Source organism: Pseudomonas frederiksbergensis (assembly GCF_001874645.1).
In the GTDB taxonomy this organism is placed as follows: Bacteria; Pseudomonadota; Gammaproteobacteria; order Pseudomonadales; family Pseudomonadaceae; genus Aquipseudomonas; species Aquipseudomonas frederiksbergensis_B.
Map to the genome: position 1 here is coordinate 5,101,094 of NZ_CP017886.1, position 25,494 is coordinate 5,126,587.

The 25,494-nt window shown below is 58.9% G+C and carries 26 protein-coding genes and 3 pseudogenes; 14 read left to right on the forward strand and 15 right to left on the reverse strand.

Annotation, left to right across the window (positions count from 1 at the left end; all coding sequences use genetic code 11):
- Positions 1–7 precede the first annotated feature (7 nt).
- Positions 8–1,780: a potassium-transporting ATPase subunit KdpA gene (gene kdpA, locus BLL42_RS24585; RefSeq protein ID WP_071554998.1), complete on the reverse strand. Its 1,773-nt coding sequence runs from the start codon at positions 1,778–1,780 to the stop codon at positions 8–10.
- Complete coding sequence (locus BLL42_RS24590) at positions 1,777–1,869, reverse strand: potassium-transporting ATPase subunit F (protein ID WP_071555000.1); 93 nt, start codon at positions 1,867–1,869, stop codon at positions 1,777–1,779. The genes kdpA and BLL42_RS24590 overlap by 4 nt, the downstream gene beginning before the upstream one ends.
- Before the next feature lie 182 nt (positions 1,870–2,051).
- Between BLL42_RS24590 and BLL42_RS24595 the strand changes: the two genes are divergently transcribed.
- Positions 2,052–2,303 carry a hypothetical protein gene (locus BLL42_RS24595; RefSeq protein WP_071555002.1) on the forward strand — a complete coding sequence of 84 codons (252 nt, stop codon included), beginning with the start codon at positions 2,052–2,054 and terminating at the stop codon, positions 2,301–2,303.
- A 40-nt stretch (positions 2,304–2,343) separates the two neighbouring features.
- Here the strand turns inward: BLL42_RS24595 and BLL42_RS24600 are convergent, their stop codons facing one another.
- On the reverse strand, positions 2,344–3,039 hold the full coding sequence (locus BLL42_RS24600) for a TetR/AcrR family transcriptional regulator (RefSeq protein WP_071555004.1): 696 nt from the start codon (positions 3,037–3,039) through the stop codon (positions 2,344–2,346).
- A 113-nt stretch (positions 3,040–3,152) separates the two neighbouring features.
- Between BLL42_RS24600 and BLL42_RS24605 the strand changes: the two genes are divergently transcribed.
- The 3 genes from BLL42_RS24605 to BLL42_RS24615 all read left to right on the forward strand — a co-directional run bounded on the left by BLL42_RS24605 (position 3,153) and on the right by BLL42_RS24615 (position 7,621).
- Positions 3,153–3,809, forward strand: a complete 657-nt coding sequence (locus BLL42_RS24605) for an O-methyltransferase (protein WP_071555006.1) — start codon at positions 3,153–3,155, stop codon at positions 3,807–3,809.
- Positions 3,810–4,178: 369 nt separating this feature from the next.
- Entirely contained in the window at positions 4,179–5,906 is a 1,728-nt protein-coding gene (gene ggt / locus BLL42_RS24610; RefSeq protein ID WP_071555008.1) for a gamma-glutamyltransferase, read from the forward strand.
- Between the two features lie 185 nt (positions 5,907–6,091).
- Positions 6,092–7,621 carry a sensor domain-containing diguanylate cyclase gene (locus BLL42_RS24615; protein WP_236721931.1) on the forward strand — a complete coding sequence of 510 codons (1,530 nt, stop codon included), beginning with the start codon at positions 6,092–6,094 and terminating at the stop codon, positions 7,619–7,621.
- A gap of 23 nt (positions 7,622–7,644) precedes the next feature.
- Here BLL42_RS24615 and BLL42_RS24620 read toward each other — a convergent pair whose 3' ends face one another.
- Positions 7,645–8,664 carry an SDR family oxidoreductase gene (locus BLL42_RS24620; RefSeq protein WP_071555011.1) on the reverse strand — a complete coding sequence of 340 codons (1,020 nt, stop codon included), beginning with the start codon at positions 8,662–8,664 and terminating at the stop codon, positions 7,645–7,647.
- A gap of 112 nt (positions 8,665–8,776) precedes the next feature.
- Between BLL42_RS24620 and BLL42_RS24625 the strand changes: the two genes are divergently transcribed.
- From BLL42_RS24625 to BLL42_RS24635, 3 genes are all read left to right on the forward strand, one after another.
- On the forward strand, positions 8,777–9,658 hold the full coding sequence (locus BLL42_RS24625; RefSeq protein ID WP_071555013.1) for a LysR family transcriptional regulator: 882 nt from the start codon (positions 8,777–8,779) through the stop codon (positions 9,656–9,658).
- 316 nt (positions 9,659–9,974) lie between these two features.
- On the forward strand, positions 9,975–11,624 hold the full coding sequence (gene mqo, locus BLL42_RS24630) for a malate dehydrogenase (quinone) (protein WP_071555014.1): 1,650 nt from the start codon (positions 9,975–9,977) through the stop codon (positions 11,622–11,624).
- 403 nt (positions 11,625–12,027) lie between these two features.
- The gene (locus BLL42_RS24635; RefSeq protein ID WP_071555016.1) at positions 12,028–12,930 is read left to right on the forward strand and encodes a patatin-like phospholipase family protein; all 903 of its coding nucleotides are present in this window, start codon (positions 12,028–12,030) and stop codon (positions 12,928–12,930) included.
- On the opposite strand, the pseudogene BLL42_RS29830 reads toward BLL42_RS24635, so the two are convergent.
- Positions 12,903–13,052, reverse strand: a pseudogene (locus BLL42_RS29830) (MurR/RpiR family transcriptional regulator); the annotation flags it as partial. The gene BLL42_RS24635 and the pseudogene BLL42_RS29830 sit on opposite strands and share 28 nt — an antisense overlap.
- Positions 13,053–13,388: 336 nt before the next feature.
- Here BLL42_RS29830 and BLL42_RS24640 point away from each other — a divergent pair.
- Entirely contained in the window at positions 13,389–13,793 is a 405-nt protein-coding gene (locus tag BLL42_RS24640) for a TraR/DksA family transcriptional regulator (protein ID WP_019691009.1), read from the forward strand.
- Positions 13,794–13,943: 150 nt separating this feature from the next.
- Positions 13,944–14,081, forward strand: a pseudogene (locus tag BLL42_RS31165) (hypothetical protein); the annotation flags it as partial.
- Positions 14,082–14,107: 26 nt separating this feature from the next.
- Here BLL42_RS31165 and BLL42_RS24645 read toward each other — a convergent pair.
- The 3 genes from BLL42_RS24645 to BLL42_RS30085 all read right to left on the reverse strand — a co-directional run bounded on the left by BLL42_RS24645 (position 14,108) and on the right by BLL42_RS30085 (position 15,126).
- Complete coding sequence (locus BLL42_RS24645) at positions 14,108–14,338, reverse strand: hypothetical protein (RefSeq protein WP_071555019.1); 231 nt, start codon at positions 14,336–14,338, stop codon at positions 14,108–14,110.
- Between the two features lie 159 nt (positions 14,339–14,497).
- The gene (locus BLL42_RS24650; protein WP_071555021.1) at positions 14,498–14,689 is read right to left on the reverse strand and encodes a hypothetical protein; all 192 of its coding nucleotides are present in this window, start codon (positions 14,687–14,689) and stop codon (positions 14,498–14,500) included.
- 272 nt (positions 14,690–14,961) lie between these two features.
- On the reverse strand, positions 14,962–15,126 hold the full coding sequence (locus BLL42_RS30085; RefSeq protein WP_161492356.1) for a hypothetical protein: 165 nt from the start codon (positions 15,124–15,126) through the stop codon (positions 14,962–14,964).
- Here BLL42_RS30085 and BLL42_RS24655 point away from each other — a divergent pair.
- From BLL42_RS24655 to BLL42_RS24670, 4 genes are all read left to right on the forward strand, one after another.
- The gene (locus BLL42_RS24655) at positions 15,100–15,570 is read left to right on the forward strand and encodes a hypothetical protein (RefSeq protein WP_408004010.1); all 471 of its coding nucleotides are present in this window, start codon (positions 15,100–15,102) and stop codon (positions 15,568–15,570) included. The two genes, BLL42_RS30085 and BLL42_RS24655, sit on opposite strands and share 27 nt — an antisense overlap.
- Entirely contained in the window at positions 15,571–15,774 is a 204-nt protein-coding gene (locus BLL42_RS24660; protein WP_129586977.1) for a hypothetical protein, read from the forward strand. It abuts the gene before it with no gap.
- Between the two features lie 119 nt (positions 15,775–15,893).
- Positions 15,894–16,907, forward strand: a complete 1,014-nt coding sequence (locus tag BLL42_RS24665; protein WP_071555025.1) for an ABC transporter substrate-binding protein — start codon at positions 15,894–15,896, stop codon at positions 16,905–16,907.
- A gap of 137 nt (positions 16,908–17,044) precedes the next feature.
- On the forward strand, positions 17,045–17,482 hold the full coding sequence (locus tag BLL42_RS24670) for a DUF3995 domain-containing protein (RefSeq protein ID WP_071555028.1): 438 nt from the start codon (positions 17,045–17,047) through the stop codon (positions 17,480–17,482).
- Positions 17,483–17,566: 84 nt separating this feature from the next.
- Here BLL42_RS24670 and BLL42_RS24675 read toward each other — a convergent pair whose 3' ends face one another.
- The 7 genes and pseudogenes from BLL42_RS24675 to BLL42_RS24705 all read right to left on the reverse strand — a co-directional run bounded on the left by BLL42_RS24675 (position 17,567) and on the right by BLL42_RS24705 (position 24,912).
- The gene (locus BLL42_RS24675) at positions 17,567–17,935 is read right to left on the reverse strand and encodes a Na+/H+ antiporter subunit G (protein ID WP_071555029.1); all 369 of its coding nucleotides are present in this window, start codon (positions 17,933–17,935) and stop codon (positions 17,567–17,569) included.
- Positions 17,932–18,210, reverse strand: a complete 279-nt coding sequence (locus BLL42_RS24680) for a K+/H+ antiporter subunit F (RefSeq protein WP_071555030.1) — start codon at positions 18,208–18,210, stop codon at positions 17,932–17,934. Before BLL42_RS24680 ends, BLL42_RS24675 begins: the two co-directional genes overlap by 4 nt.
- Entirely contained in the window at positions 18,207–18,695 is a 489-nt protein-coding gene (locus tag BLL42_RS24685; RefSeq protein WP_071555032.1) for a Na+/H+ antiporter subunit E, read from the reverse strand. The genes BLL42_RS24680 and BLL42_RS24685 overlap by 4 nt, the downstream gene beginning before the upstream one ends.
- The gene (locus tag BLL42_RS24690; RefSeq protein ID WP_071555034.1) at positions 18,692–20,377 is read right to left on the reverse strand and encodes a monovalent cation/H+ antiporter subunit D; all 1,686 of its coding nucleotides are present in this window, start codon (positions 20,375–20,377) and stop codon (positions 18,692–18,694) included. The genes BLL42_RS24685 and BLL42_RS24690 overlap by 4 nt, the downstream gene beginning before the upstream one ends.
- Positions 20,374–20,718 (reverse strand): Na+/H+ antiporter subunit C, encoded by a 345-nt coding sequence (locus tag BLL42_RS24695; RefSeq protein ID WP_003202835.1) that lies wholly within the window; start codon positions 20,716–20,718, stop codon positions 20,374–20,376. The genes BLL42_RS24690 and BLL42_RS24695 overlap by 4 nt, the downstream gene beginning before the upstream one ends.
- Positions 20,718–23,636 (reverse strand): monovalent cation/H+ antiporter subunit A, encoded by a 2,919-nt coding sequence (locus tag BLL42_RS24700; RefSeq protein WP_071555036.1) that lies wholly within the window; start codon positions 23,634–23,636, stop codon positions 20,718–20,720. Before BLL42_RS24700 ends, BLL42_RS24695 begins: the two co-directional genes overlap by 1 nt.
- A 246-nt stretch (positions 23,637–23,882) precedes the next feature.
- A pseudogene (locus BLL42_RS24705) lies at positions 23,883–24,912 on the reverse strand (DMT family transporter).
- Here BLL42_RS24705 and BLL42_RS24710 point away from each other — a divergent pair.
- Positions 24,907–25,470: a helix-turn-helix domain-containing protein gene (locus tag BLL42_RS24710; protein ID WP_071555038.1), complete on the forward strand. Its 564-nt coding sequence runs from the start codon at positions 24,907–24,909 to the stop codon at positions 25,468–25,470. The pseudogene BLL42_RS24705 and the gene BLL42_RS24710 overlap by 6 nt on opposite strands.
- Positions 25,471–25,494: the final 24 nt, after the last annotated feature.

Consider the following 25,494-nt stretch of genomic DNA (forward strand, 5'->3'; position numbering starts at 1 on the left):
CCTGATCTCACTTGAACATCATGAGGTGTTCGACGACGGGGCCCAGCGCGAGCGCCGGTACATAGTTCAGCAAGCCGACCAGCAACACCGTGCCAATCAGCAGTACAACGAACAGCATCCCGTGGGTGGGCATGGTGCCGCCGGTGACCGCCAGACGTTTCTTGGCGGCCAGGCTGCCAGCGACTGCGAGCACCGGTACGATCACGCCGAACCGGCCAAACCAACTGGCGATGGCCAGCATCGTGTTGTAGAACGGGGTGTTGGCCGACAGACCGGCGAAGGCGCTGCCGTTGTTGTTGGCCGCCGAGGTGAAGGCGTAGAGGATTTCCGAGAAGCCATGGGCGCCAGGGTTGGCGATTCCCAGCTTGCCGGCCTCGGCCATGACCGCGATGGCGGTCCCGAACAGCACCAGCAGCGGCGTCACGAGGATGGCAATGGCGACCATCTTCATCTCGAAGGCTTCGATCTTCTTGCCCAAATACTCGGGGGTACGGCCAATCATCAAGCCGGCGATAAACACCGCGAGGATGGCGAACACCAGCATGCCGTACAGGCCGGAACCCGTGCCACCGAACACCACTTCACCGAGTTGCATCAGCACCAGCGGTACTGCGCCGCCCAGTGGGGTGAACGAGTCGTGCATCGCGTTGACCGCGCCGCATGAAGCCGCCGTCGTCACGGCCGCGAACAGGCTGGATGCGCTAATGCCGAAGCGCAGTTCCTTGCCTTCCATGTTGCCCGCCGCCGTATCGATGCCCAGCGCGGAAAACTGCGGATTGCCGAGTTGTTCGTAATGGGTGACGGCCACCACCGCGATCACAAAGATGATCGTCATCGTCGCCAGCAGCGCCCAGCCTTGGCGTATGTCACCAACGACGTGACCGAAGACGAAACACAGCGCTGTAGGGATCAGGAAGATCGCGATCAGTTGAAGGAAGTTTGTGAGCGCGGTCGGGTTCTCGTAGGGGTGCGCCGAGTTGGCGTTGAAGAAACCACCGCCATTGGTGCCGAGCATTTTGATCGCTTCTTGCGAGGCGACCGGTCCCATCGCGATGGTCTGCTTGTCGGTGCTGGCGGCCTTGGTCACCGGATTGCCCTGGGCATCAAGGGTCGGCTGGCCGGCGTTATTGAGCACGGGGTCCTGGTACTGCATGACCTCCAGTGTCGAGACGTCTTTGTACGGGTCAAGGTTCTGAATCGCCCCCTGACTGACGAAGAACAGCGCGAATATCAGTGACAGTGGCAACAGCACCCACAAGGTGACGCGGGTGAGGTCAGTCCAGGCGTTGCCGATGCTGTCCGCGCTGTGGCGTGCGAACCCTCGGATCAGGGCAACTGCCACCACGATGCCTGTCGCGGCGGACAGGAAGTTCTGCACCGTCAACGCGAGCATCTGGGTCAGGTAACTCATCGTTGATTCGCCGCTGTAGGCTTGCCAGTCGGTATTGGTGACGAAGCTGACGGCGGTATTGAACGAGGAGTCGGGGGTGACGGCAGCAAACCCCTGCGGGTTGAACGGCAGAACGCCTTGCAACCGTTGCAAGGCATAAACGGCCAGGAACCCCAACGCGTTGAACAGAATCAATGCGAGCGCGTACTGGACCCAACCCATCTGCGTTTCAGGCTTGACGCCCGCCAGGCGATATAGCGGCGACTCGATGCGTGAACCGAAGGCAAATCGGCCCTCCATTACTGTGGTCAGCCAACGCCCCAGCGGCCAAGCCAGAATGCCCAGCGCCAGGAGAAAGGCTCCGAGTAGAACCCAGGCTTGAATAGTCACAGGAAGTCCTCCGGAAACAACAGCGCGGCGCCCAAATACAGCAGCAAGCCGGCTGCGATTAGCCCGCCGAAAAGATAGAAGCCAGTCATGAGCGTCTCCTGTTGAGCGCCGCGCAGCCGTATGTCAGGCCGACCAGGATGATGAGAAACAGTGCACCGAGTAGCAAAAAGAAGAAGTCCATCGCGTTTCCTCCAAAGATGAGGCAAGCCTAGTTGGACGTCTGGAAAGTTGTTAACAGGAATGAGGGCAATAAAATAAAGATTTGATAAAGATGCCACTCAGCTACGGCTACCCGATCAACGCGCTGCACGCCACCGCCGACTACCGCATCCGCGCGGTCACTCAAGTGCTGGAAAATATCGCTTTTCGTGCCGACATCGAGAGCGACACGGTGGTGCTGGCCGTCTTCGCCAAACTGCTGGCCATTCCGTTGCGCGATGGGTATGACGTGATGGATGTGGTCGGCAGACGCTTGCGGGCGCAGGCGTCGGAGCGAATGAAAACGGGCGCTCTGAAGGCGTAATACCAATCCGTTGAGCGTTTAAAAGATCGCAACCTGGCGTTCAATCTGGAACAACTGGTGGCCGCGTATCGACAGCCTTTTCTGGCGTCGATGGCCGGGTAGCTTGGGGCTGATTGAGCGTCACAACGTAAGCACGAAACATATCCGCCAGCCCATCGGCGCAAACAGTCATTTCCATCTCGCTACGCGGGCTGCCGGAAAAATCCTTTCCCACCGAACTGAGCGTGATCAGGATCAGATCGCATGCCGCTGTGCGGGTTGGCTCGCTGACCTCGGGCAGCAGTTCGAGCATGAAGGTGGCGAAGATCTGCCGTCCTGCCGCGCGCACTTCGTGGGCTTGGGGCGCATCGCGATAGAGCGGCGCCGCGTCGTTCAGCGCACCGCGCATCTGTGCTTCCTCGCACTCCGAACGTATAAACGCCTGTACCAATGTGCGCAGGCGATCCAGTGGCGGCTCTTCGAGGTTTTCCAGAATCCGCCGCAGCATCTGCGTGGTGTGCAGCCACTCATCACTCTGCAACCGGAACAGGATCGCGGCCTTGTTGGGGAAGTACTGGTACAGCGAGCCGATACTCACGCCAGCCTTTTCCGCGACCCGTGCGGTGGTAAAACGGGTGGCACCGTGCTCGGTCAAAACCTGAATAGCAGCCTGCAGAATCGCCGCGACCAGATCAGTGGAGCGTGCCTGCTGCGGCTGTTTGCGTGAGGAAATACGGGCGGTCTGACGGTTTGTCATGGGCAGCTCGGGCGTCGGGAGGAAAACGCGAATAGCGAATGTGGTGAATCACTCGCATCATTTAAATGCGACGAATTAGTCGCATATTAATCCCCCACTGACGGAAATCAATCATGACAACCTTGACCACTGAGCCATTGGCGAGCCTGATCGAGCGCCTCTACACCCAAGCCAGCACCGCCACCAGTCCGGTGCTGAGCACGGTGTCCGGCGAAGAGCGTGAACGCCTGATGCACAGCAAGACCGACTACCTGAAACTCTACGGACTGCTCAAGGACCTGTGGCTGCCGGTCTCCCGTGACACCGGCAAGCTGCTGTACATGCTGGCGCGCAACACAAAGGCGAAGACAATCGTCGAGTTTGGTACTTCATTCGGCCTGTCCACCTTGCACTTGGCGGCGGCGCTGCGCGACAACGGCGGCGGAGTGCTGATCGGCAGCGAATTCGAACCGTCGAAGATCGCGCTGGCGCGCAATCACTTCGTTGAAGGCGGCGTCAGCGACCTGGTGGGGATTCGTGAAGGCGATGCGCTCGTCACCCTTGCAACCGACCTCCCGGAATCTGTCGATCTGCTCCTGCTCGATGGTGCCAAGGCATTGTATGGTGACGTATTGAACCTGGTCGAAAAACACCTGAAACCGGGAGCGCTGGTGGTAGCGGACAACACGGATTACTGCCCCGAGTATCTTGCCTACGTGCGCGCGCCGGAGAACGGTTACCTGTCTGTGCCTTTTGCCGACGATATTGAGTTGTCAATGCGCCTGGGCTGATTCAGGTCTCTTTAGGGGCCACCGATTGGGGTGGCTCCTAGGTGCCCAGCAAGGTGGCGCGCGGTCCGCGACACTCAAGGGTTTGCTCATGAAAGGGAAGGGGGCGGATTTATTTTCCGTAGCCTGACTGTCTGCAATGGGTTGTTTTCTACCTGTTGCGACCAGTTGAATCCACAATCCAAATCGAACAGTGACATAAACGCACGAATTGCTCCCGCTGACGCACTCCTTCAGCGAAGACCCGGGGGCGATAGTCCTATTGTGGAGATTTGGCGGCTCGGGAATGCCAAAACTGTCCTACAGTTTGTGGGATGTCGTCATCTGATACGACGTCCCCCTCCCACAGAACAAAAACAAGAGAATCGACTCATGACATTCGAGCCCCTTGCCAAATCGCTGATAGCGACTGCACTCGCTATTGGTTGCGCCTGCGCACAAGCCGCTTCGCAAGCCCCGGTCGCCGCCGAAAATGGCATGGTGGTTACCGCCCAGCGTCTGGCCACCCACGTTGGCGTCGACGTTCTCAAGGACGGCGGCAACGCAGTCGATGCAGCGGTTGCGGTCGGCTATGCGCTGGCGGTGGTCTACCCCGCGGCAGGCAACATCGGTGGCGGCGGTTTCATGACTATCCAACTGGCCGATGGCCGCAAGACTTTCCTCGACTTCCGCGAGAAGGCGCCCCTGGCGGCCACCGCGAACATGTACCTCGACAAGGATGGCAATGTCGTCCCGGACCTGAGCTCCAAGGGACACCTGGCCGTCGGCGTGCCGGGAACGGTGTCGGGGATGGAGCTGGCGCTGACAAAATACGGCACGATGAAGCGTGCCGATGTCATCGCCCCGGCCATCAAGTACGCCGAGGACGGCTTCGTGCTTGAGCAGGGCGACGTCGATCTGCTTGATACTGCCACTGACCAATTCAAGAAAGACATGCACGACTCGGGCGCAATCTTCCTGAGCAATGGCGAGCCGCTTCAGGTGGGTCAGAAGCTGGTGCAAAAGGACCTGGCCAAGACGCTGCGGGAAATTTCCAGTAAAGGTACTGACGGCTTCTACAAGGGCTGGGTTGCCCAGGCCATCGTCGACTCAAGCAAGGCCGGCAAGGGGCTCATCACACAAGCCGACCTCGACAAATACAAGACCCGCGAGCTCGCGCCGATCGAGTGTGACTACCGCGGTTATCACGTTGTCTCTGCGCCACCGCCAAGCTCGGGTGGGGTGATTATTTGCGAGATCATGAACATCCTCGAAGGCTACCCGATGCCAAGCCTGGGCTTTCACTCGGCACAGGGGCTGCACTATCAGATCGAGGCGATGCGTCACGCCTATGTCGACCGCAACAGCTATCTGGGCGACCCCGACTTCGTCAAGAACCCGATAGCGCATCTGCTGGACAAAGGCTATGCGGCGAAGCTGCGTGCTGCCATCGACCCGCAAAAAGCCGGTATTTCCCACGATATCAAACCCGGGGTAGCGCCGCACGAGGGCAACAACACCACGCACTACTCGATTGTCGACAAGTGGGGTAATGCGGTCTCGGTGACTTACACCCTCAACGATTGGTTTGGTGCAGGGGTCATGGCCAGCAAGACCGGCATCATGCTCAACGACGAAATGGACGACTTCACCTCCAAGGTGGGTGTGCCCAATATGTACGGTCTGGTGCAGGGTGAAGCGAACGCGATCGCCCCAGGCAAAGCACCACTGTCTTCAATGAGCCCGACCATCGTCACCAAAGACGGCAAAACAGTGATGGTCGTTGGCACGCCGGGAGGCAGCCGGATTATCACCGCGACCTTGCTGACCATCCTCAATGTGATCGACTACGGCATGAATATTCAGGAAGCGGTCGATGCGCCGCGATTCCATCAACAGTGGTTGCCTGAAGAGACCAATCTCGAAGCGTTCGCCGTGAGTCCGGACACCCGGAAAATCCTCGAAAGCTGGGGGCAGAAGTTCACCGGCCCGCAGAGCGCCAACCATCTTGCGGCGATTTTGGTCGGCGCGCCTGCACTTGGCGCAAAACCGGTCGGCAAGAACCGCTTCTACGGCGCGAACGATCCACGGCGTAACACTGGACTTTCGCTGGGCTATTGAGTCAGAGGCGGAGCCCTGTTTCAGGGCTCCGCTGAATGGCGGCTGTCGCTCCATCCAGACATCTTTCGTGTTCAAACCGGAAGAAAGCTGGCCAATAGCTTTCATTCCGGTCATTAGTACCGTTCGAAGGCGTTTATACTGCGCGGGCCTTTGATGAATGTGCACTCAACAGCCTTGGTACTCACTTGAAACGCGATCTTCGACTTGCCACTTTGCTGACCTCCCTGGTGTGTGTATCCGTGGTGCTGCTGACTGCCTGGCAGATTTGGACAAACCGACAGAACACCTTGAGTGATATCGAAACCGGCACACTGAATCTGGCCAATGCACTCAACACTTACACCGAGGGTGCCTTCAAACAAAGTGAAGTGGTACTGCTGGGGCTGACAGACAGGATCGAGAAAGACGGGATCGGCCCGGAGCAGCTCGAACGACTGGGAGTACTGGTCGCTCAGGAGATGGATGCGCTGGCGCAATTGAACAGCGTGGTGCTGTATGACGCCCGGGGGGACTGGATATTCTCGACCAACAAGCCTACTGCACTCCACAGCAACAACGCTGATCGAGATTTCTTCAAGCATCACCGCGACAATCCAGACCGCGGGGTCTTCATCGGTCCGGCGATTCTCAGTCGTGCGACTGGCGCTTGGGTGATTTCGGTCAGTCGGCGTATCGATCATCCGGACGGAAGTTTTGCCGGGGTGATAGCCGCCACCTTGAGTCTCGAACACTTCCTCAAACTGTATCGAACCATTCAAGTGGGGCAGTTCGGTGCGATTAGCCTGACCTCATCCGAAGGACGTCTGCTGGTGAGGTACCCATTCCAGGAGCAGGACATCGGCCGTGATCTGTCTCCGGCCCCCATATTTTCCGAGTACCTGCGCAAGATGTCGTCAGGCACCGTGGACTTTGCTTCAAAAGTCGATGGCATACACCGAATCTACGCGTTCACCAGAAGTAATCAATATCCCCTCGTAACGACGGTAGCGGTGGGCCAGGACGAGGCCATGCAAGCGTGGTGGAGCCAGGCAAAGCAATCTGTCGCCGTGGTGATAGTGTTGCTGGGACTGTTGGTTGCGCTGGGGCGCAGATTGATTGCCCACATCAGTCATCGTATTCGGGCTGAGACAGCACTGCGAACCACCCAGACCACGCTGATCGAGCTTAACCATACGCTGGAGATTCTTGCCCGCGAGGACAAGCTGACCGGTCTCGCCAACCGCCGGCATTTCGATCAGTCTCTGGATAGCGAGTTCAAACGTGCCAAGCGGCTTCGCCGCCCTCTGTCACTGATCCTGATCGATGTGGATTTTTTCAAGCGGTACAACGATCACTATGGGCATCTCGCCGGAGATGAATGCCTGCGGATAATCAGTCAGTCGATCAAGCAGTGCGTGCGCCGTCCAGGTGACATGACCGCCCGCTACGGCGGTGAAGAAATCGCCGTCGTGATGCCCAATACAGACGAATCGGGAGCCCGCTCGGTTGCCGAGGCGATTATCCTCGGCATTGCGCACGCGCAACTTGAACACCTGTCGAGTCCTTTCGGTACCGTGACTGCCAGCCTGGGACTGGTGACTTTTACCGCCTACGATAGCAAGCATGATGAAAAGGCCTTGATCGATCAGGCAGACCGTGCGCTTTACCTGGCGAAGTCACAGGGTAGAAATCGCCTGAGTGTCGCCGCCGCTGAAGTGCAAGGTGAATCTGCGTAATCCGCAATTACGCTCGTGTGCTACTAGCACTTTTGCAGCCAGCCATGATCGCGGTACCAGGCCAGCGTATCGGCCAGGGTCTGCTCGACGGGGCGAAACCGCAGCCCCAATTCTTGTTCGCTCTTGTGCGGGTTGAAATGCGTGCGCCCGGCTTCCTTCACCATCAAGCGCACTGTCGCCATGCTCAGCAGAATCGGCTTGCCGGTCAGGCGCGCGTAGATCTCTTGCGCGAAAGCCAAGGCGTACAGCAGCGTCAGCGGCAATTGCCGTAGCGGCGTCTTGACGCCCGCGATCCTGCCCAGCAAGGGCACCAACTCACCCATCGTCATATGCCGGCCCGCTGCCAGGTAGCGTTCGCCACGTCGCCCGTGCTTTGCTGCGGCTATCTGCGCCAATGCCACATCGCGGGCATCGACGACAGAGAAACTACCGGGAACCAGGCCGGGCAGCTTATTGCGCACGACATCGTTGAGTAACTGTCCCGAGGACGTCGGGCCGATATCGGCAGGGCCCCACATCCAGCCAGGCAGCACCATGCAGGCATGCAGGTCGGGATGGTCTTTGAGGAACGACAACACGACACGGTCAGCGAGGATCTTGCTGCGATAGTAGTCATCCGCATTGGCTTCGTTTCGCAGGCACGTCTCATCGATTGATGTGCCGGGAGCGCCGTCGAGCACGGCAATCGAAGACGTATGGATGAAACGTCGGACACCGGCGTCGTAAGCGTGCTCAAGCAGGCGTCGCGTGCCCTCCACGTTGATCCTTTCGAGTGCCTCCCAGTGACTGCCGCCCTTGTAGTTGTCGCGAAAGAACGCCGCCGTGTGAAATACCGTATCGCAGCCTTGCAGCGACGCTGCGAAGGCATCGACATCGGCCAAGTCGCCAACGACCAGTCTCACGCCCGGCAGGTTTTTGAACTGTTGTTCACCTTTGGCTCTGGAACGGACCAGGGCTTTGACCTCGTAGCCGGCAGCGACCAGTTCACGCACGAGGTTGTTACCCAACAGGCCGGTTGCACCCGTAACGAATGTGCTGTGCATGTGTCATCCCTTTATTTACGAAGACTGCTAGATATACCGTTACCGTCACTTTCGAAAAATAGCGACTACTGCATAATGGTTTTGCATATTTGCAAAGCGGCGGGCCTGCACCATGAATTCAGAAGCAAATTGGGATGATCTCCGTCTGCTGTTGGCAGTTTCGCGACGTGGCAGCTTTCTTCAGGCTGGCCAATTGCTGGGTATCGCTGCGTCTACGGTGTCCCGACGGATCACTCAGCTTGAGGGCTCGCTCGGCGAGCCACTTGTCGAGCGGGGCGTTGAAGGATGCTGGCTGACATCGCGGGGCCAATCCCTTGTTGAAGTTGCCCTGGCCGCGGAGGAGGGCTTGAGGCGTCAAACCGTCGTCGGTGCGTCCCGACTACAAACAGAGCTTTGCGGCAGTGTCCTGGTCAGCGTCGGGGAAGGATTTTCGTCTTGCGTGCTTGAGGCTTCACATCGTTTTACGTCGACTCATCCGCGTTGCTCGGTAGAGTTGCTGGTCACCGCCGACTTTCACAAGATCGTCCGCGGCGTGGCGGATATCGCTATTCGCACAGCACATTTGGGCGAGCCGTCGCTGATTTATCGATCAATGGGCACGCTCGCTTACGGTGTCTTCGCCGATGCCGCCTATCTGAAGCGGTTTCCAGTAGTGTCTCCGGCCACCGCAGTCAATATTGCCTTGCTCCCTCCGCTGGACATGTTGCCGCAAATGCGCGCGTCAAGGGCTGCGGGTCTGGAGCATGCGCAGATCAGAGTGAATTCGTTCGCGGCACAGATCGAAGCCGCCAGGCGAGGGATGGGCGTTGCAGTGCTGCCGCGTATACTGGCAAAGGACCTGATAGCCGTGTTTCCAGATATCCAACTGCCGGATATGGAAGTCTATCTGGTGACTCGGCCTCAAGCATTGAAACAGGCCCACATCAGAAGTTTTTTTGTCATTCTGGAGCAGGTGCTACGTGAAGCCCTTTGTGCAGTACCGGTCGAAGAATGAGAAAATATTGCGTCTTCGTCGATTTGGCAGACCTGAGGTAGAATGTCGCGGTATGGATGCGCGTCTGTTCATTCTTGCGTCCGATAATTTACAAACAGAATTAGTGTCACCCAAGTAGCTGAAGCCAATGACTAATAAGAAGTCAGCGCGGGAGGGGCCTAAACGTGAGACCGATAGTGGCTATCGGTCTTATATGTTCGCCCATCAGTCTTTCTGAGTGCAGGGTTCGACGGCATGCGGCATTGCATGCGGTGAACTCGGATACCTCATGATCAAGAAGGGTGGGTGGATGGCGTTCTATCCTAGGTATTACTGAATGTTAAAAAAAATGAACACGGGACTACTCGGCTTAGCCATGTCGATGGTCCTCATGCCCTTGCACGCAGCTGAGACAAAGAAAGTCGATGTACTCCTCATCGGCGGGGGCATCATGAGTTCGACCTTGGGCGTCTGGCTCAATGAACTCGAGCCTGGCATGTCCATGGAGATGGTTGAACGTCTCGATGGCGTTGCCCAGGAAAGCTCGAACGGCTGGAACAATGCCGGCACCGGTCACTCTGCCCTGGCGGAGCTGAACTACACGCCAGAGGACAAGAACGGCAAGGTCGAGATCCCCAAGGCCATTGAAATCAATGAAGCCTTCCAGATCTCGCGTCAATTCTGGGCCTGGCAGGTCAAGAATGGTGTCTTGAAGAATCCCCATTCGTTCATCAACTCCACTCCACACATGAGTTTTGTGTGGGGCGATGACAACATTCAGTTCTTGAAGAAGCGCTACGAAGCACTTCAAGCGAGCCCGCTGTTCGCTGGCATGCAGTACTCGGAAGATCCGGTACAAATCAAGAAATGGGTTCCGCTGATGATGGAAGGCCGCGACCCGAATCAAAAGATTGCGGCGACCTGGTCCCCAATCGGTACGGACGTGAACTTCGGCGAAATCACCCGCCAATTCGCTGGCTATCTGCAAACCAAGCCGAACTTCTCCCTGAAGCTTTCGAGCGAAGTGGAAGACATCAAGCGCAATGAAGATGGCAGCTGGCGCGTTTCCTACAAGAACCTGAAAGACGGCTCGGAAACCCAGACCGACGCCAAATTCGTGTTCATTGGCGCGGGCGGTGGTGCACTGCATCTGCTGCAGAAGTCGGGCATCCCTGAAGCACAAGAGTATGCAGGCTTCCCTGTCGGCGGCTCGTTCCTGGTGACCGATAACCCGGCAATTGCTGAACAGCATATGGCGAAGGCTTATGGCAAGGCGTCGGTTGGCGCACCGCCGATGTCGGTTCCGCACCTGGATACCCGCGTGCTGGATGGCAAGCGTGTCATTCTGTTTGGCCCGTTCGCGACCTTCTCCACGAAGTTCCTGAAAGAAGGCTCCTACTTCGATCTGCTGACGAGCACGACCACGCACAACTTCTGGCCAATGACCAAGGTGGGCATCGAGCAGTACCCACTGGTTGAATACCTGGCCGGCCAGCTGATGCTGTCGGACGAAGACCGCATGAATGCCCTGAAGGAATACTTCCCGAACGCCAAGAAGGAAGACTGGCGTCTGTGGCAAGCCGGCCAGCGCGTTCAGATCATCAAGCGTGATGAAGAGAAGGGCGGCGTACTGAAACTGGGCACCGAGATCGTCAGCTCCCAGGATGGCAGCATTGCAGGCTTGCTGGGTGCATCGCCAGGCGCGTCCACCGCGGCTCCGATCATGCTGAGCGTGCTTGAGAAGATCTTCAAGGACAAGGTTGCGACCCCTGCCTGGCAGGAAAAGCTGCACCAGATCGTTCCGAGTTACGGTACCAAGCTGAACGACAGTCCTGAGCGTGTTTCCCAGGAATGGGCATATACCAGTCAGGTTCTGCAACTTGACCCGCCGCCTGTGATTGACAAGGCAGTGGCTCCGCAAACAGCGGCCCCAGCTCAAGCGAAACCACAGAAAGAAAGCAATCCAGCGACTGATATGGCCCTGTAAGACGACGCCCCGCCAAACACTGTTTGGCGGGGCTTGCGCGCTGGACCGATCAGAAACCATAAAGCCCAGACTCGTGCTGGGCTTTATGGTTTCTGGAGTTTGTTCCGGGCAAAAAAGAGCCTCAAAGCTCTTTGATGGGAAGGAAAGCAGAGCCCATGAGGCTCAAGATGCGCATGAAACAAGTGGTGAGCTTGGTAGGGGTTCAGATCACTCACCACTTACGCAACTGTTGGAGCATTTAACAGCTGCGTAGAACTATCGTAGGAAGGTGGAGGTTCGCGCTCAAGTACCGTTAGTCGAGTGTCGTGGGGGCTTGTATCGGGTCGTGAAGTGATGAGTGCAGCCGGGGGTTCAGCCGCTATGCTTGAGTGTCTAAGCACCCGAGCGGTTCTGGAGGTCTGCCATGCCCGAGGTAAAAACTGCACTTGTCCTCGCCGGTGGCGGTAGCCTTGGCGCGGTTCAGGTGGGCATGTTGCAGGCGCTGGTCGAAGCAGGTGTTTCATTTGACCTGGTGATCGGCGCCTCGGTTGGCGCCATCAATGGTGCTTACTTCGCCGCGCGGCCGAACGCGCAAGGGGTGGCCGAGCTGGCGGACTTCTGGCGGGGATTGCGCAAGGCCGATGTGTTTCCGTTTTCACTGCTCGATAGCCTGTCGGCGATTTTTCGGCGCAGAGGCTTTCTGTTGCAGTCTGCGGCGCTGGAGCATCTGGTGCGGCGGGCGTTGCCCTTCAAGCAGATCGAAGACACCGAGCTGCCGCTGTACATCGTCACCACCAATTTGCTCACCGGCGCCGAAGAGCTGCTGTCCAGCGGCAGTGCCGAGCAGGCGTTGCTGGCCAGCGCGGCGATTCCATTGGTGTTTCCGTGTGTGCAGATCGGCGACAAGCTGTTGATCGACGGCGGTGTTGCCAGCAACACGCCGATTGCCAGTGCGGTGTACCTGGGAGCGACGCGGGTTGTGGTGGTGCCGACCGGATTTGGTTGTGCCTGCCCGAGTCCGCCATCGGGGTTGGTGGCGTTGGCGCTGCACACGTTGAACCTGATGAGCATGCGTCAACTGGTGCGCGACATTGAGCTGTATTCACCGCGAGCGGCGATCCATGTGGTCGCGCCGCTGTGTCCGCTGGGGATCTCGGTGTTCGATTTCACCCAGACCGATCAACTGCTGCAACGCGCTTATCAGTCAACTCAAGCCTGGATCGAAGAGGGTGGGCTGGTTCGCACCGGGGTGCCGGGGTCATTGCAGGCCCACACCCATACCCATCATGGCGCTGAGGGTCAGTCATCGAACCCGACCTGCTCGTGAATCTCATCCATCTTCAGCTCCAGGCGATAGGCCACGGCGATGAACAGCGCCTGGCACAGGCACAAGGTCGCACTCAACGAGCGGAATGCAAACGAGGAGCCTTCATTGACCAACAGCACCGCTGGCATCTAAAGGCACTTTTTTACGGTGAATTACGCCACGCAGGCAAGCGTGGCCTAGCCGTTTGTCTTCTATATACAGCCGCTCGATTGAATTTCTTGCTATAAACGCACTCTGATAATCGCCTCAACGCTTGGCATAGAGCAATTTAAGGGCTTTGCCGGACAAATTCCCTGTCTTTTCAGTTGCTGAGGTTGCAAGTCGGCCTTAGACTGCCGCCCCTCGTAAATTGAGTGCCAGGTGGCGCTTGGAATGTATGGCGCCTTTCCGAGGCCTTGCAGGTCGACCGGAAAGCTCCCTGATTCGCCTTAATGCACGTATTTTTTATAGAGAAATCAATGACAAAGGAAAAGTTGCTGGCCATGCCGGCGGATGACTACATGAATGCCGAGCAACAGGCTTTTTTCACCGAGCTGTTGCAAGCCATGAAAGTGGAAACCCACGAGCGCATCGAACAGAACCGCATCGCCATTGAAAGCCTGGATACCCCGGCTGACCCGGCTGACGCGGCTTCGGTCGAAGAAGAACGCACCTGGCTGGTCAACGCTATTGATCGTGATCAGCGCATGCTGCCTCAGCTGGAAAGAGCGCTGGAGCGTATCGGCGACGACACCTTCGGCTGGTGCGACGACAGCGGCGAGCCGATCGGCCTGAAACGTCTGCTGATCAGCCCGACCACCAAGTACTGCATCGAAGCTCAAGAACGTCACGAGCAAATCGACAAGCACCAGCGTCAGGCCTGATTCTGTGTGACAGCCAATTGATCATCGGCTGTCGTTAAAAGATCGCCGCTTGCGGCAGCTCCTACGCGGCATCGCATATGCCTGTAGGAGCTGCCGCAGGCGGCGATCTTTGCATTTGTGTGCCCGTGATTCTATTGATCTGCTTCAAGTACCACCCAAGGCTACGTCCCGACGCACAATGCGACCTTCAGTCAGCCACTGACCGGTGACGTACACGTCGACACGTTGCAGAACCGCACCAAACGTAAACTCAGTGACCGTACCGGTATTCGCTGTGGCAGCCATCAGGGTCTGCTGAAATCGCAACCTGTCGATCACGCTTTCAGCGCGCCCTCATCAACGGCAAGCTTTAGCGCCTTGGCAGATTCCATGGCAGCGGCTGCGGCGACGTCCGGGGTTTTGAACCAACGGTCTTTCTCGACCTGGTGGTACGTCACGGTGGTCAGCGGCGGCTTGGCGCGCATTACAATGACAGCCTGGAATTCGCCATCGACTTCTCTGGCTTCGCCCCAAATAAAAAATTCGCCGATATCAAATTCCGTCACGTGCGCCTTCCCTTGGAAATTATTCTGTTGTTTTCAACGCAGCCCGCCGAAGGGGCTGAGTTTTAATGGTCGGGCAGTATGGCAGTTGTTGCTTGCCGGCGGCGCAGTTAAGTCATCGGTGTGACGAAACGACAGCGCAGGCAAACGCAATCGGGTGTGTCAGAGGCGGGTTTCGAGATTTCTGGCGAGGGCGCAGGCTTCGTTGTGGTCACCACGGAAACCTCTTACACGACCAGTTGCGGTTTCTTTGATATGAAAGAAACGATTACCCGCCAGAACCACCTGATAACGCAGGTGAGGGCTATAGGTAAGGGTGTTTGTGTGCTGGGCGGGGAGGGTCAGCGTGCTCATATGAATTCCTTTTCTATGGTTTGCCGACGGATACACGTCGCTTTAGGTAGTCTAGGGGCGCATGGCTGCTCTAGAATCGTCTCCAGGGGTTGGAGGTTCATGCTTATCTAAAGCAATTTTTTCTGGCGAGATGTCAGAAAAGTGCTTTTTTTAAAGAGTTTTCTCCCTAATGTAGATAGTCCAGTATTCTCTGGCCGTTAGAAGGACGATTTCCTTCAGCATCTGACGACCGCCAGGGAAGACGGCAGGATGGGTATTCCAGTAGTCTTTTCCTACCCTGCGATGAAGGCGCTTTCTGCGCACTTCACAATTTCAGCTTGGGTCATTGTTGCGACATTTTCGATATGACCGTTTTTCTGCTGCCTGTTTTTTCTGCGGGTAGCATCATTTTCAGATGTGGGGATGTTTCCTTGGCAGTAAGTAATCTCGATATGCATGCTTTGTTCGTGCTGGGTGATCTGCGTGCAAAGCTGGTCAAACAGTTTCAATCACGTTTCGTTTACATCACCGAGCAGACCCCTGAAGGTATTTACATTGCCGAGATCGACACTGAGTCGGCTCTGGTGGTGGATGACAAACCTCGCCTGGAGCTCAAAGTCGGCGATCATTTCCGCGCAGCGGTATTGCCGAGCCGCGAAGGTGGCAAATTCGAAATCAAGTTTCGCGAGATCAAACTGACGGTCTACGGCCTCGGTGATTACGCGTTCGTGACCACAGCAGAAGGCCACGCCATTCTGTTCAAGGAAGGCCATAACGTAGTGACGGTGTTTGCCGCTCACGAACAGCTACAGGAAGGCCTGACCAAAACCTTGAAAACGGTAACCGGTAAAGCTGCCAAGTGGCGCAAAGGCGAGCTCACAACATTCAAGGCCAGTGAGTAAGTGAGCCTGTCCCGGGCCGACTTCCATGAGCAGAACCTCGACAGTGCTCGCGCACAAGCCCAGCGCCTGTTCGCTCGGAAAGCTGTTTTGCAGGGCGCCTGGCTGAGCTGGGTGGCGTCACAGATCTACGCCTTGCGCCCGGCGGAGTACGCCAGCATGGTGCGAAGGGAGTTGCAGCAGTTGCAGGACGCTTCTGAAAATTGATCGTTGGACCTCGAACGCAGAAACCTCTACTACAGTCAGTTGACTGAGTATTCGCAGGTGTGCGGCCTTTGTGCGCAAAGCCGTCCTGCCATTGCTGTGAACAGCACGAGGTGCAAAGCATGAAAGGTTTTCGACTGCTGTTGGGAAGTCTGCTTGCCACTGTTGGTCTGTTGGTGTCGCCCGTGACCGTGACGGCCGCCCCGGCGCCGATCCACTTCGCTGACCTGAACTGGGAAAGCGGCAGTCTGATCACCGACATTTTGCGGATTATTGTCGAGAAAGGTTACGGCCTGCCGACGGATACCTTGCCGGGCACCACCATCACTCTGGAAACTGCCTTGGCCAACAATGACATTCAGGTCATTGGCGAAGAGTGGGCCGGTCGCAGCCCGGTCTGGGTCAAGGCCGAGGCTGAAGGCAAGGTGGCAAGTATCGGCGATACGGTCAAAGGCGCAACCGAAGGCTGGTGGGTGCCGGAATACGTGATCAAGGGCGATCCGGCCAAAGGCATCAAGCCATTGGCGCCGGACTTGCGCAGCGTGTCGGACCTGCCGCGTTACAAGGATGTCTTCAGCGATCCGGAAAGCCCTGGCAAAGGGCGCTTTCTCAATAGCCCGATCGGCTGGACCTCGGAGGTGGTCAACAAACAGAAACTCGCGGCCTATGGCCTGACGGACAGTTATGTGAATTTTCGCAGCGGTTCCGGCGCGGCGCTGGACGCAGAAATCACCTCGTCCATTCGCCGTGGCAAGCCGGTGCTGTTTTATTACTGGTCGCCGACGCCATTGCTTGGGCGCTTCAAGCTGATTCAGCTGGAAGAACCTCCGTTCGATGCCGAGGCCTGGAAGACCCTGACCGATGCCGATAATCCCAATCCGAAACCAACACGCTCGTTGCCCTCGAAACTGTCGATTGGGGTGTCCGCACCTTTCCAGAAACAGTATCCGCAGGTGACCGATTTTTTCAGCAAGGTCGACCTGCCTATCGGGCCTCTGAACAAGGCCCTGGCCGAAATCAGCGAGAACCACACAGCGCCGCGCCAGGCGGCCGAAGCCTTCATGAAGGCGCATCCGGAGGTCTGGCGGGCGTGGCTGCCCAAAGACGTGGCAGACAAGGTGTCTGCCAGCCTGTAGCGCACCCGGTCGATCAATGAGCGGTCAACTCAGGCGAATTTCATGGGGCGTGGCTTTAACGTTGTCGTGGAGCAACGCACTGACAAAAACTCTGGTCTAGGCTGTTTCTTCTGCCATCAATTCCAGGAACCCCGCTCATGACGTTTGTGCTTGCTCAATGGATCGTCGCCGCGTTTGTGCTGATCAGCCTGATTCATCTGTACTGGGCGCTCGGCGGTCGATGGGCCAGTGACGCCGTGGTGCCACAGGTGCAAGGCGCTGCGAACGAAGGATTGCGGCCGGCCTTCAAACCTTCTGCGTCGGGAACCCTGGCGGTGGCTGTCGGGTTGCTGCTGATAGCCTTGATGGTGAGCTTGCGGGTCGGCCTGTTTGTGCCGGCAGTCGGGCACTGGTCGCTGCAATGGCTGATCAGTGTCATTGCCTTGCTGATGTTTGCCCGCGCGATCGGTGATTCGAACCTTGTCGGCTTTTTCAAGGAACAGGCCGGGTCGAAGTTCGCGCGCCTCGACACCTGGGCCTATTCACCGCTGTGTGTGGTGCTGGGGGCAGGGTTGTTGACTGTGGCGTGGGGGTGAAAATCGTCAGGATCGCAGCCTGCGGCAGCTCCTACAAGAGCATGCGATAGCGTAGGAGCTGCCGCAGGCTGCGATCTTTTCGGCTCAACGCTCGCTTTCTGTCCGTCGACTGCTGACCTCGGCCGGCACATCATCCCCGGCCATGCGTTTACGAAACAACGCCGCCCGCGCCAGCAGCAGGGTGGTCACCGGCATGGTGATCGACAGCAATATCGGGATCAGCCAGGCGTGCAGCACCGGGCTGGCGTTGAGCGCCGAGAAATAGACGATCGACGCCAGTGCCACGCACCAGGCGCCCAAGGTCGATGCCAGAGCCGGCGGGTGCATGCGCCGGAAGTAATCCTTCAAACGCAGCAAACCAATGGCGCCAATCAATGCACACAGGCTGCTGACCACCAGCAGAATCGCCACCGGGATCTCGACCCACAGAGACAATTGGCCAAGCTCATTCATTCGATCACCTCGCCACGCAGCAGGAATTTCGCCAGGGCAAACGAGCCGACGAAGCCGAACAGCGCGATCAGCAGCGCTGCTTCGAAATAGGTATCACTGGCATAGCGGATCCCCAGTACCAGCATCATCAGCATGGCGATGACGTAGAGGTAATCCAGTGCCAGAACCCGGTCCTGTGCCGACGGGCCTTTGAACAGGCGAATCAGCGTCAGCAGCATCGCCAGCGAGAACATGAACAGGCTGAACAGAACCGCATTCGAGAGCAGGGCGCTCATTCGAAAATCTCCATCAAGGGGCGCTCATAAGTCGCCTTGAAGTGCTGGATGAAGTGCGCTTCGTCATCCAGATCGAACACATGCAACAGCAGAATGCTGCGATCCAGCGCCAGTTCCGACCAGACCGTGCCGGGAATTACCGTGGTGATCATCGACAGCGCCGCGAGGCCGTTGGCGTCACGCAGGTCCAGCGGCACTTTGATGAACTTCGAGTGTGGTGGCCGTCGACCGGCGTTCAACACGCCCCAGGCGACAGCAAGATTGGACGCCAGCACGTCACGTCCGACCTGGAAGAACAGGCGCAGGATCACCCCGGGACGACGAATACGGATCGGCAGCGGTCGCAGTTTGCGCATCATCAACGGTGCGCAGAAGCCCAGTATCGCGCCCAGTAGCAGGTTGCCGGCGCTGATGGACAGGTTCAGCACCAGCCACAGGACCCACAGCGCCAACGACAACCAGGGGGCAGGGAACAGACGCTTCATGGTTGCACCTCCTGCATCGCGGCTTTGGCTTCGGGGCCGGGTACGGCGCGGGTGCCGAGTACCGCCATCACGTATTGCTGCGGATTGTTCAACGTGTCGGCGGCCGCCTGGGTGTAGCGCATCAGCGGTTCGGCCTTGAAGGTCAGCACTATGCTCAAGGCCAATAGGGCAAAGATCGGCACGCACTCCAGGCGTCGCAGCACCGGTGACGGGCGCTCTGCGGGCGTCCAGAAGCGCTGGATACCCTGGCGCGAGAAGGCGATCAACGAGGCCAGGCCGGACAGAATCAACAGCGCCAGCAGGCTCCATGCCGCGCTTGAAATAGGCTGCTCGCCCGAGGCGCCGAGGCCCAATGGGTTGAGGAGGGCGCTGAGCAAGCCGAGTTTGCCGATAAACCCGGAGAGCGGCGGCATGCCAATGATCAGCAGCGCGCAGGCAATGAAGCTCAAGCCAAGGAACGCCATGGTCCAGGGAATCACCTGACCGACCACGGCTTTCTGGTCGTCATCGAGGTTGATGCCCTTGGTCGGCGGCGAGGGTTCCAGTGGTCGTGGCAGCGCTTCGATTTCATCGTCCAGCGGCATCTCGATGGCCGTGCGCGATCGCTCGATCAGTTCCGCCAGCAGGAACAGCGCGCTCAGGGCCAGGGTCGAGCTGACCAGATAGAACAGCGCCGCACCGATCAGGTTCGGCTGGGCAAACCCGATGGCCGACAGCAGGATGCCCGCCGACACCAGAATGCTCAGGCTGGCCATGCGCTCCAGTCGTTGTGCGGCAAGGATCGCCAGTGTGGCGCAGACAATCGTCGCCATGCCGCCGTAGGTCAGCCAGTCGCCGCCAAAGTATGCAGAAGCGCCGGCCTGGCCGGAGAACAGCAGCGTCCACAGGCGCAGCAACGTATAGACGCCAACCTTGGTCATGATCGCGAACATCGCCGCTACCGGCGCGCTGGCCGAGGAGTAGGCAGGGACCAGCCAGAAGTTCAGCGGCCACATCCCGGCCTTGGCCAGGAACGCCACGGCCAGAATCGCCGCGCCGGCATGCAGCAAGCCGCGATCGGCTGCCGGTACCAGCGGGATCTTCAACGCCAGGTCAGCCATGTTCAAGGTGCCAGTGACGCCATAGATCAGCGCCGCGCCAATCAGGAACAGCGACGAGGCCAGCAGGTTGATCGAAATGTAATGCAGCCCCGATGACACCCGGGCGCGGCCCGAGCCGTGCAGCATCAAGCCGTAAGACGCCGCCAGCAACACTTCAAAAAACACGAAGAGGTTGAACAGGTCGGCGGTCAGGAAGGCCCCGTAGAGGCCCATCAGCTGAATCTGGAACAGCGCATGGAAGCTTGCGCCGGCACTGTCCCAGCGGGCCATGGCGAACAACAGGGCGCTGACGCCGATGATCCCGGTCAGCACCAGCATCAACGCTGACAGGCGATCGACCACCAGCACGATACCGAACGGTACTTGCCAGTTACCCGGCAGGTACACGCCGATAGAGCCGGGCACGCCTTGCGCTTGGGTCCACTGCAGCAACAGTACGGAAATGCCCAGGCCCAGCAGGCTGGAAAACAGGTTGATCCGGGCTTTGAGCGGGCGGTGTTTCTCGCCGAGCATCAGCATCAGCGCCGCCGTCAGCAACGGCAGCAGAATCGGTGCAGCGATCAGATGGGGCATCCAGCTCATTCTTTAGGCTCCCGGCCATCGACATGGTCGGTGCCGGTCAGGCCCCGGGACGCCAGCAGCACCACCAGGAACAATGCGGTCATGGCGAAGCTGATGACAATGGCGGTGAGTACCAGCGCCTGGGGCAGCGGGTCAGTGTAATGCAGCAGGTCTTGCGGCACGCCATCCTTGATGATTGGCTCTTTGCCGATGAACAGGCTGCCCATGCTGAAGATGAACAGGTTCACCCCGTAGGACAGCAGGCACAGGCCCATCACCACCTGAAAGGTCCGTGGGCGCAGCACCAGCCAGACCCCGGAGGCCGCCAGTACGCCAATGGCAATTGCGATGACTTCTTCCATCAGGCAGCTCCTGGCTTGGCAATGGGTTTTGGCTGGCTGCCCGGCTTGTGGCCACGCACCGATTGGTGCGCCAGGGCCGTCAGGATCAGCAGTGTCGAACCCACCACCACGGCGTACACACCGATGTCGAAGAACAGTGCACTGGCGATATGAATCTCGCCGAGCAATGGCAGCCCGAAATGCCAGGTGTGGGTGGTCAGGAACGGATAACCGGCCACCATCGCACCGAGACCGGTGAGTGTGGCGAACAGCAGTCCGGTGCCCATCCAGCGCACCGGTCGCAGGCTCATCTGTGCCTCGACCCACTGGGTGCCGGCGACCATGTATTGCAGGATGAACGCCACCGACATCACCAGACCCGCGACAAAACCGCCGCCCGGTTGATTGTGGCCACGCATGAACAGGTAGAACGACACCACCAGCGCAATCGGCAGCAACAGCCGCACCAGCACCGCCGGCACCATCATGAAGCCCAGCGCGGTATCGCTGGCGTGACGCGGGTTGACCAGATCGGTGACCACGTCCGGCGCCAACAGGCGCTGTTGTGCCGGCAGTTGCATGCTTTCCTTCGGTGGGCGGAAGCGTCGCAGCAGGGCGAATACCGTCAGCGCCACGGCCACCAGCACGGTGATTTCACCGAGGGTGTCGAAGCCGCGGAAATCCACCAGCATCACGTTCACCACGTTGCTGCCGCCACCTTCGGGCAGCGCGCGACTGAGGAAGAACGAGGAGATGTCGTTTGGTGTCTGGCGGGTCAGCATGGCGTAGGCGAGCAACGCCATACCGATGCCGACGGCGCTCGACAGCAGCAAGTCGCGCAGACGGCGAACCCGTGCTTTGGGCACGCTGCTGGGCAGCGGCGAGACCTCTTCGATCCGTCGTGGCAGCCAGCGCAGGCCAAGCAGGATCAGCACCGTGGTCACTACTTCGACCACCAATTGAGTCAACGCCAGGTCCGGCGCCGAGAACCAGACGAAGGTGACACAGGTCATCAGGCCGCAGACGCTGACCATGGTCAGGGCCGCGAGCCGGTGATACTTGGCTTGCCAGGCGGCACCCAGCGCGCAGGCAATCGCCAGCAGCCAGAGAATAACGAAGACGATCGAGCCCGGGATCTTTGGCCGATCGCCCCAGCTCAGTCCGCTGTGGAGCATCGGAATCAACCCCGCCAACACTGCTACCAACACCAGCAGGAACAGTTGGGTTTGCAGGCGCTTGGTACTGACTCGTCGCTCCAGTCTGCGGGCCAGGCGCATCATCACCACCAGGCTGCGCTCGAACAGGTGCTTGCCGTTGAGGCGACCGATGATTGGCGGGTAGTTGAAACGCCCACGTTTGAGCTGGTTGCGCAGCAGCAGGTACACAACGATACCCGCGGACATGGCGATCAGGCTCATGATCATTGGCGCGTTCCAACCGTGCCAGATCGCCAGGCTGTATTCAGGCAAAGTTCCGCCAACGACCGGCAGGGCAGCGGCGGCGAGCAATGGGCCGACCACCTGGGCCGGGAAGATCCCCACCACCAGGCAGGTGAACACCAGCAGCTCCACCGGCGCTCGCATCCAGCGCGGTGGCTCATGGGGCGTGTGTGGCAAGTCGGTGGCGGTTGGGCCGAAGAACACGTCCACGGTAAAACGCAGGGAGTAGGCGACGCTGAACGTGCCGGCGATCGTCGCGACGATCGGCAGGGCCATCTCGACCCAGGCCGTGGCGTTGATGAACACGGTCTCGGCGAAGAACATCTCTTTCGAAAGGAAACCGTTGAGCAGTGGCACGCCGGCCATCGAGGCGCTGGCGACCATCGCCAGCGTGGCGGTGAACGGGATCAGTTTGATCAGGCCGCTGAGCTTGCGAATGTCACGGGTTCCGCTTTCGTGGTCGATGATCCCGGCGGCCATGAAAAGCGAGGCCTTGAAAGTGGCGTGGTTGAGGATGTGGAACACCGCGGCGACTGCGGCCAGCGGACTGTTCAGGCCCAGCAACAGGGTGATCAGGCCCAGATGGCTGATGGTCGAGTAGGCCAGCAGGCCCTTGAGGTCGTTCTGGAACATTGCGCAGTAAGCGCCGAGCAACAATGTACAGGCGCCGGCCCCGCTGACAATGTAGAACCATTCTTCGCTGCCGGACAGCGACGGCCACAGCCGCGCCAAAAGGAAAACTCCGGCCTTGACCATGGTCGCCGAGTGCAGGTACGCCGAGACCGGTGTCGGTGCGGCCATGGCGTGGGGAAGCCAGAAGTGGAAGGGAAACTGGGCGCTTTTGCTCAAGGCGCCGATCAGGATCAGCGGCAGCAGGATAGGGTACAGCGCATGGGCGCGAATCAGATCACCGGCGGCCAGGACCTTGTCCAGGTCATAGCTGCCCACGACATGGCCAAGCAGCATCACCCCTGCCAGCAGACATAAACCACCGGCACCGGTCACCATCAGTGCCATGTAGGCGCCACGGCGGGCATCGGCGCGGTGGTGCCAATAGCCGATCAACAGGAACGAGAAGAGGCTGGTCAGCTCCCAGAAAAACACCATCTGAATCAGGTTGCCGGAGATCACCAGCCCGAGCATGGCGCCCATGAAGGCCAGGAAAAACGCAAAGAAACGCGGCACCGGGTCGTCCGGTGACATGTAATACCGCGCGTACAGCGACACCAGCGTGCCGATGCCCAGCACCAGCATCGAGAACAGCCAGGCGAAACCATCCATGCGCAGGACGAAATTCAAGCCCAGGCTCGGTAGCCAGAAGAATTCTTCGCGAATCACGCCACCGTGGGCGATCTGCGGATACAGCAACGCTACCTGGACGGTGCCGATGAGGGCGACCAGGCCTGCGAGTATTGATTCAGCGTTACGCGCGTTGTGCGGTAGCAAGGCCGCCAGACAGCTGCCAATAAAAGGCAGAAGTAGTAGAACTATCAGGGACATAGGCTTCTAATCTGCGGAAGTTTGTGAAGGATCATACGTGCCGAGCCCCCGATCACCAACTGCCAAGCTGTGGCAGGATCCTACAAGATAGGCTGAAAAGGCCTGATTCACATTGTTTCGAAGGGCAATGTGCTGCCATCAGATGTGGGTTGTCCGCAAAAAGATCGCAGCCTGCGGCAGCTCCTACGGGTGTACACATTCCGCCGTAGGAGCTGCCGCAGGCTGCGATCTTTTGATCTTAAGGGCTTAACCCTCGGTTTCCCGCTCCAACTCATCCTCGCTCTCAACCGCGGCTTTACCCTTGGTCTTCAACTCACTGACGATCACCGCTGCGACGATCAACCCCGCGCCGAACAGCGCCAGCGCCGGCAGCCGTTCACCCGCCAGACGCCCGGCGATACCGGCCCAGACCGGTTCGCCAGCGTAGATCAGCGTCGCGCGGGTCGGTGAAACGCTTTTCTGCGCCCAGTTCATCGCCACCTGAATCGCCGCGCTGGCGGCGCCCAGGCCCAGGGCACTGGCCAGCAGCAACCAGGAAAAACCGGGAAGCGCTTCCTGAGTCGGCACGATCATCAAAAATGCCAGTACCGAAGTGGTCGCCAGTTGCACCACAGTGACCCGCCGCACGTCGACACGGCCAGCATAGGTGCCGATCAGAATGATTTCGGCGGCGATGGCGACGGTGCTGATCAGCGTAGCGATTTCCCCCGGGCTGAAATTCAGCGACGCCCCGTTCGGGCCGGAGAGCAGCATCAGCCCGGCAAACGCCAACATGATGCCAATACTCGGCATCAACCCCGGCCGACGTCCCAGCACCAGCCATTGCAGCAAGGGTACGAAAGGCACGTAAAGCGCGGTGATGAACGCTGACTGGCTGCTGAGGATGGTCTGCAAGCCGACGGTTTGCAGGCCGTAGCCAAGCATGATCGCCATTCCAATGAACACGCCGGCCTTGAGTTCGAACAGGGTCAGGTCTCGCAGGCTGCGCCAGGAGAACAGCACGACGATGCTCGCCGCTGCGGCAAAGCGCAGGCCGACAAAAAACATCGGGCCGCTGACCGTCATTGCATGCTGCACCAGCAGGAACGTCCCGCCCCAGACCATGGTGATCAGCACCAGCACGCATTCAGCCTTGCTGAACCGTGAGAAAAAGGCAGAGGGTTTGGAGGTATTCACCGACGTCATGGCCTTGCGCACTACCTGAGGGGGGACGCACAATGCGCCCGAAGTTGGGCAGTATACTGCGCAAGCCTACTAAGTGAGCAATATAGTGCACAAAGATTCCGGCCAACGGGCCTCCGTCCTTCAACATGTCAGCCAGAACGTCCGGCGCCTGCGCCATGCCGCAGAGCTGAGCCAGACCGCGTTGGCGGAAAAATCCGGGGTCAGCCGACGGATGCTGGTGGCGATCGAAGCGGGTGAGAAAAACGTCAGCCTGACCACGCTCGACCGGGTGGCCGAAGCGCTGGACGTGGCGTTCAGCGACCTGATTCAGGCCCCTGAGGTGCGTGACCCGAGCCGCATCAACGAACTGGCGTGGGCCGGTTTGATTCCCGGCAGCAAAGCCGTGTTGCTGGCCAAAGCCAACGCCAGCCGTGAAGTCGAGCTCTGGGAATGGCGGCTGGAACCGGGCGAGCAATACCTTTCGGAGCCCGATGCCGATGGCTGGAGTGAACAACTGTATGTCTTTGAAGGCAGCCTGACGTTGGTACTGGGGGATGAGGAGCGCAATCTTTCGACGGGTGAGTTTGTCAGCTTCGCCAGTAACCGGCCCCACGCCTATCGCAACGATGGAGCGGTGGCGACGCGGTTTGTACGAAATGTGGTGATCTGAAACAGATCATCGGTTCCGATAACC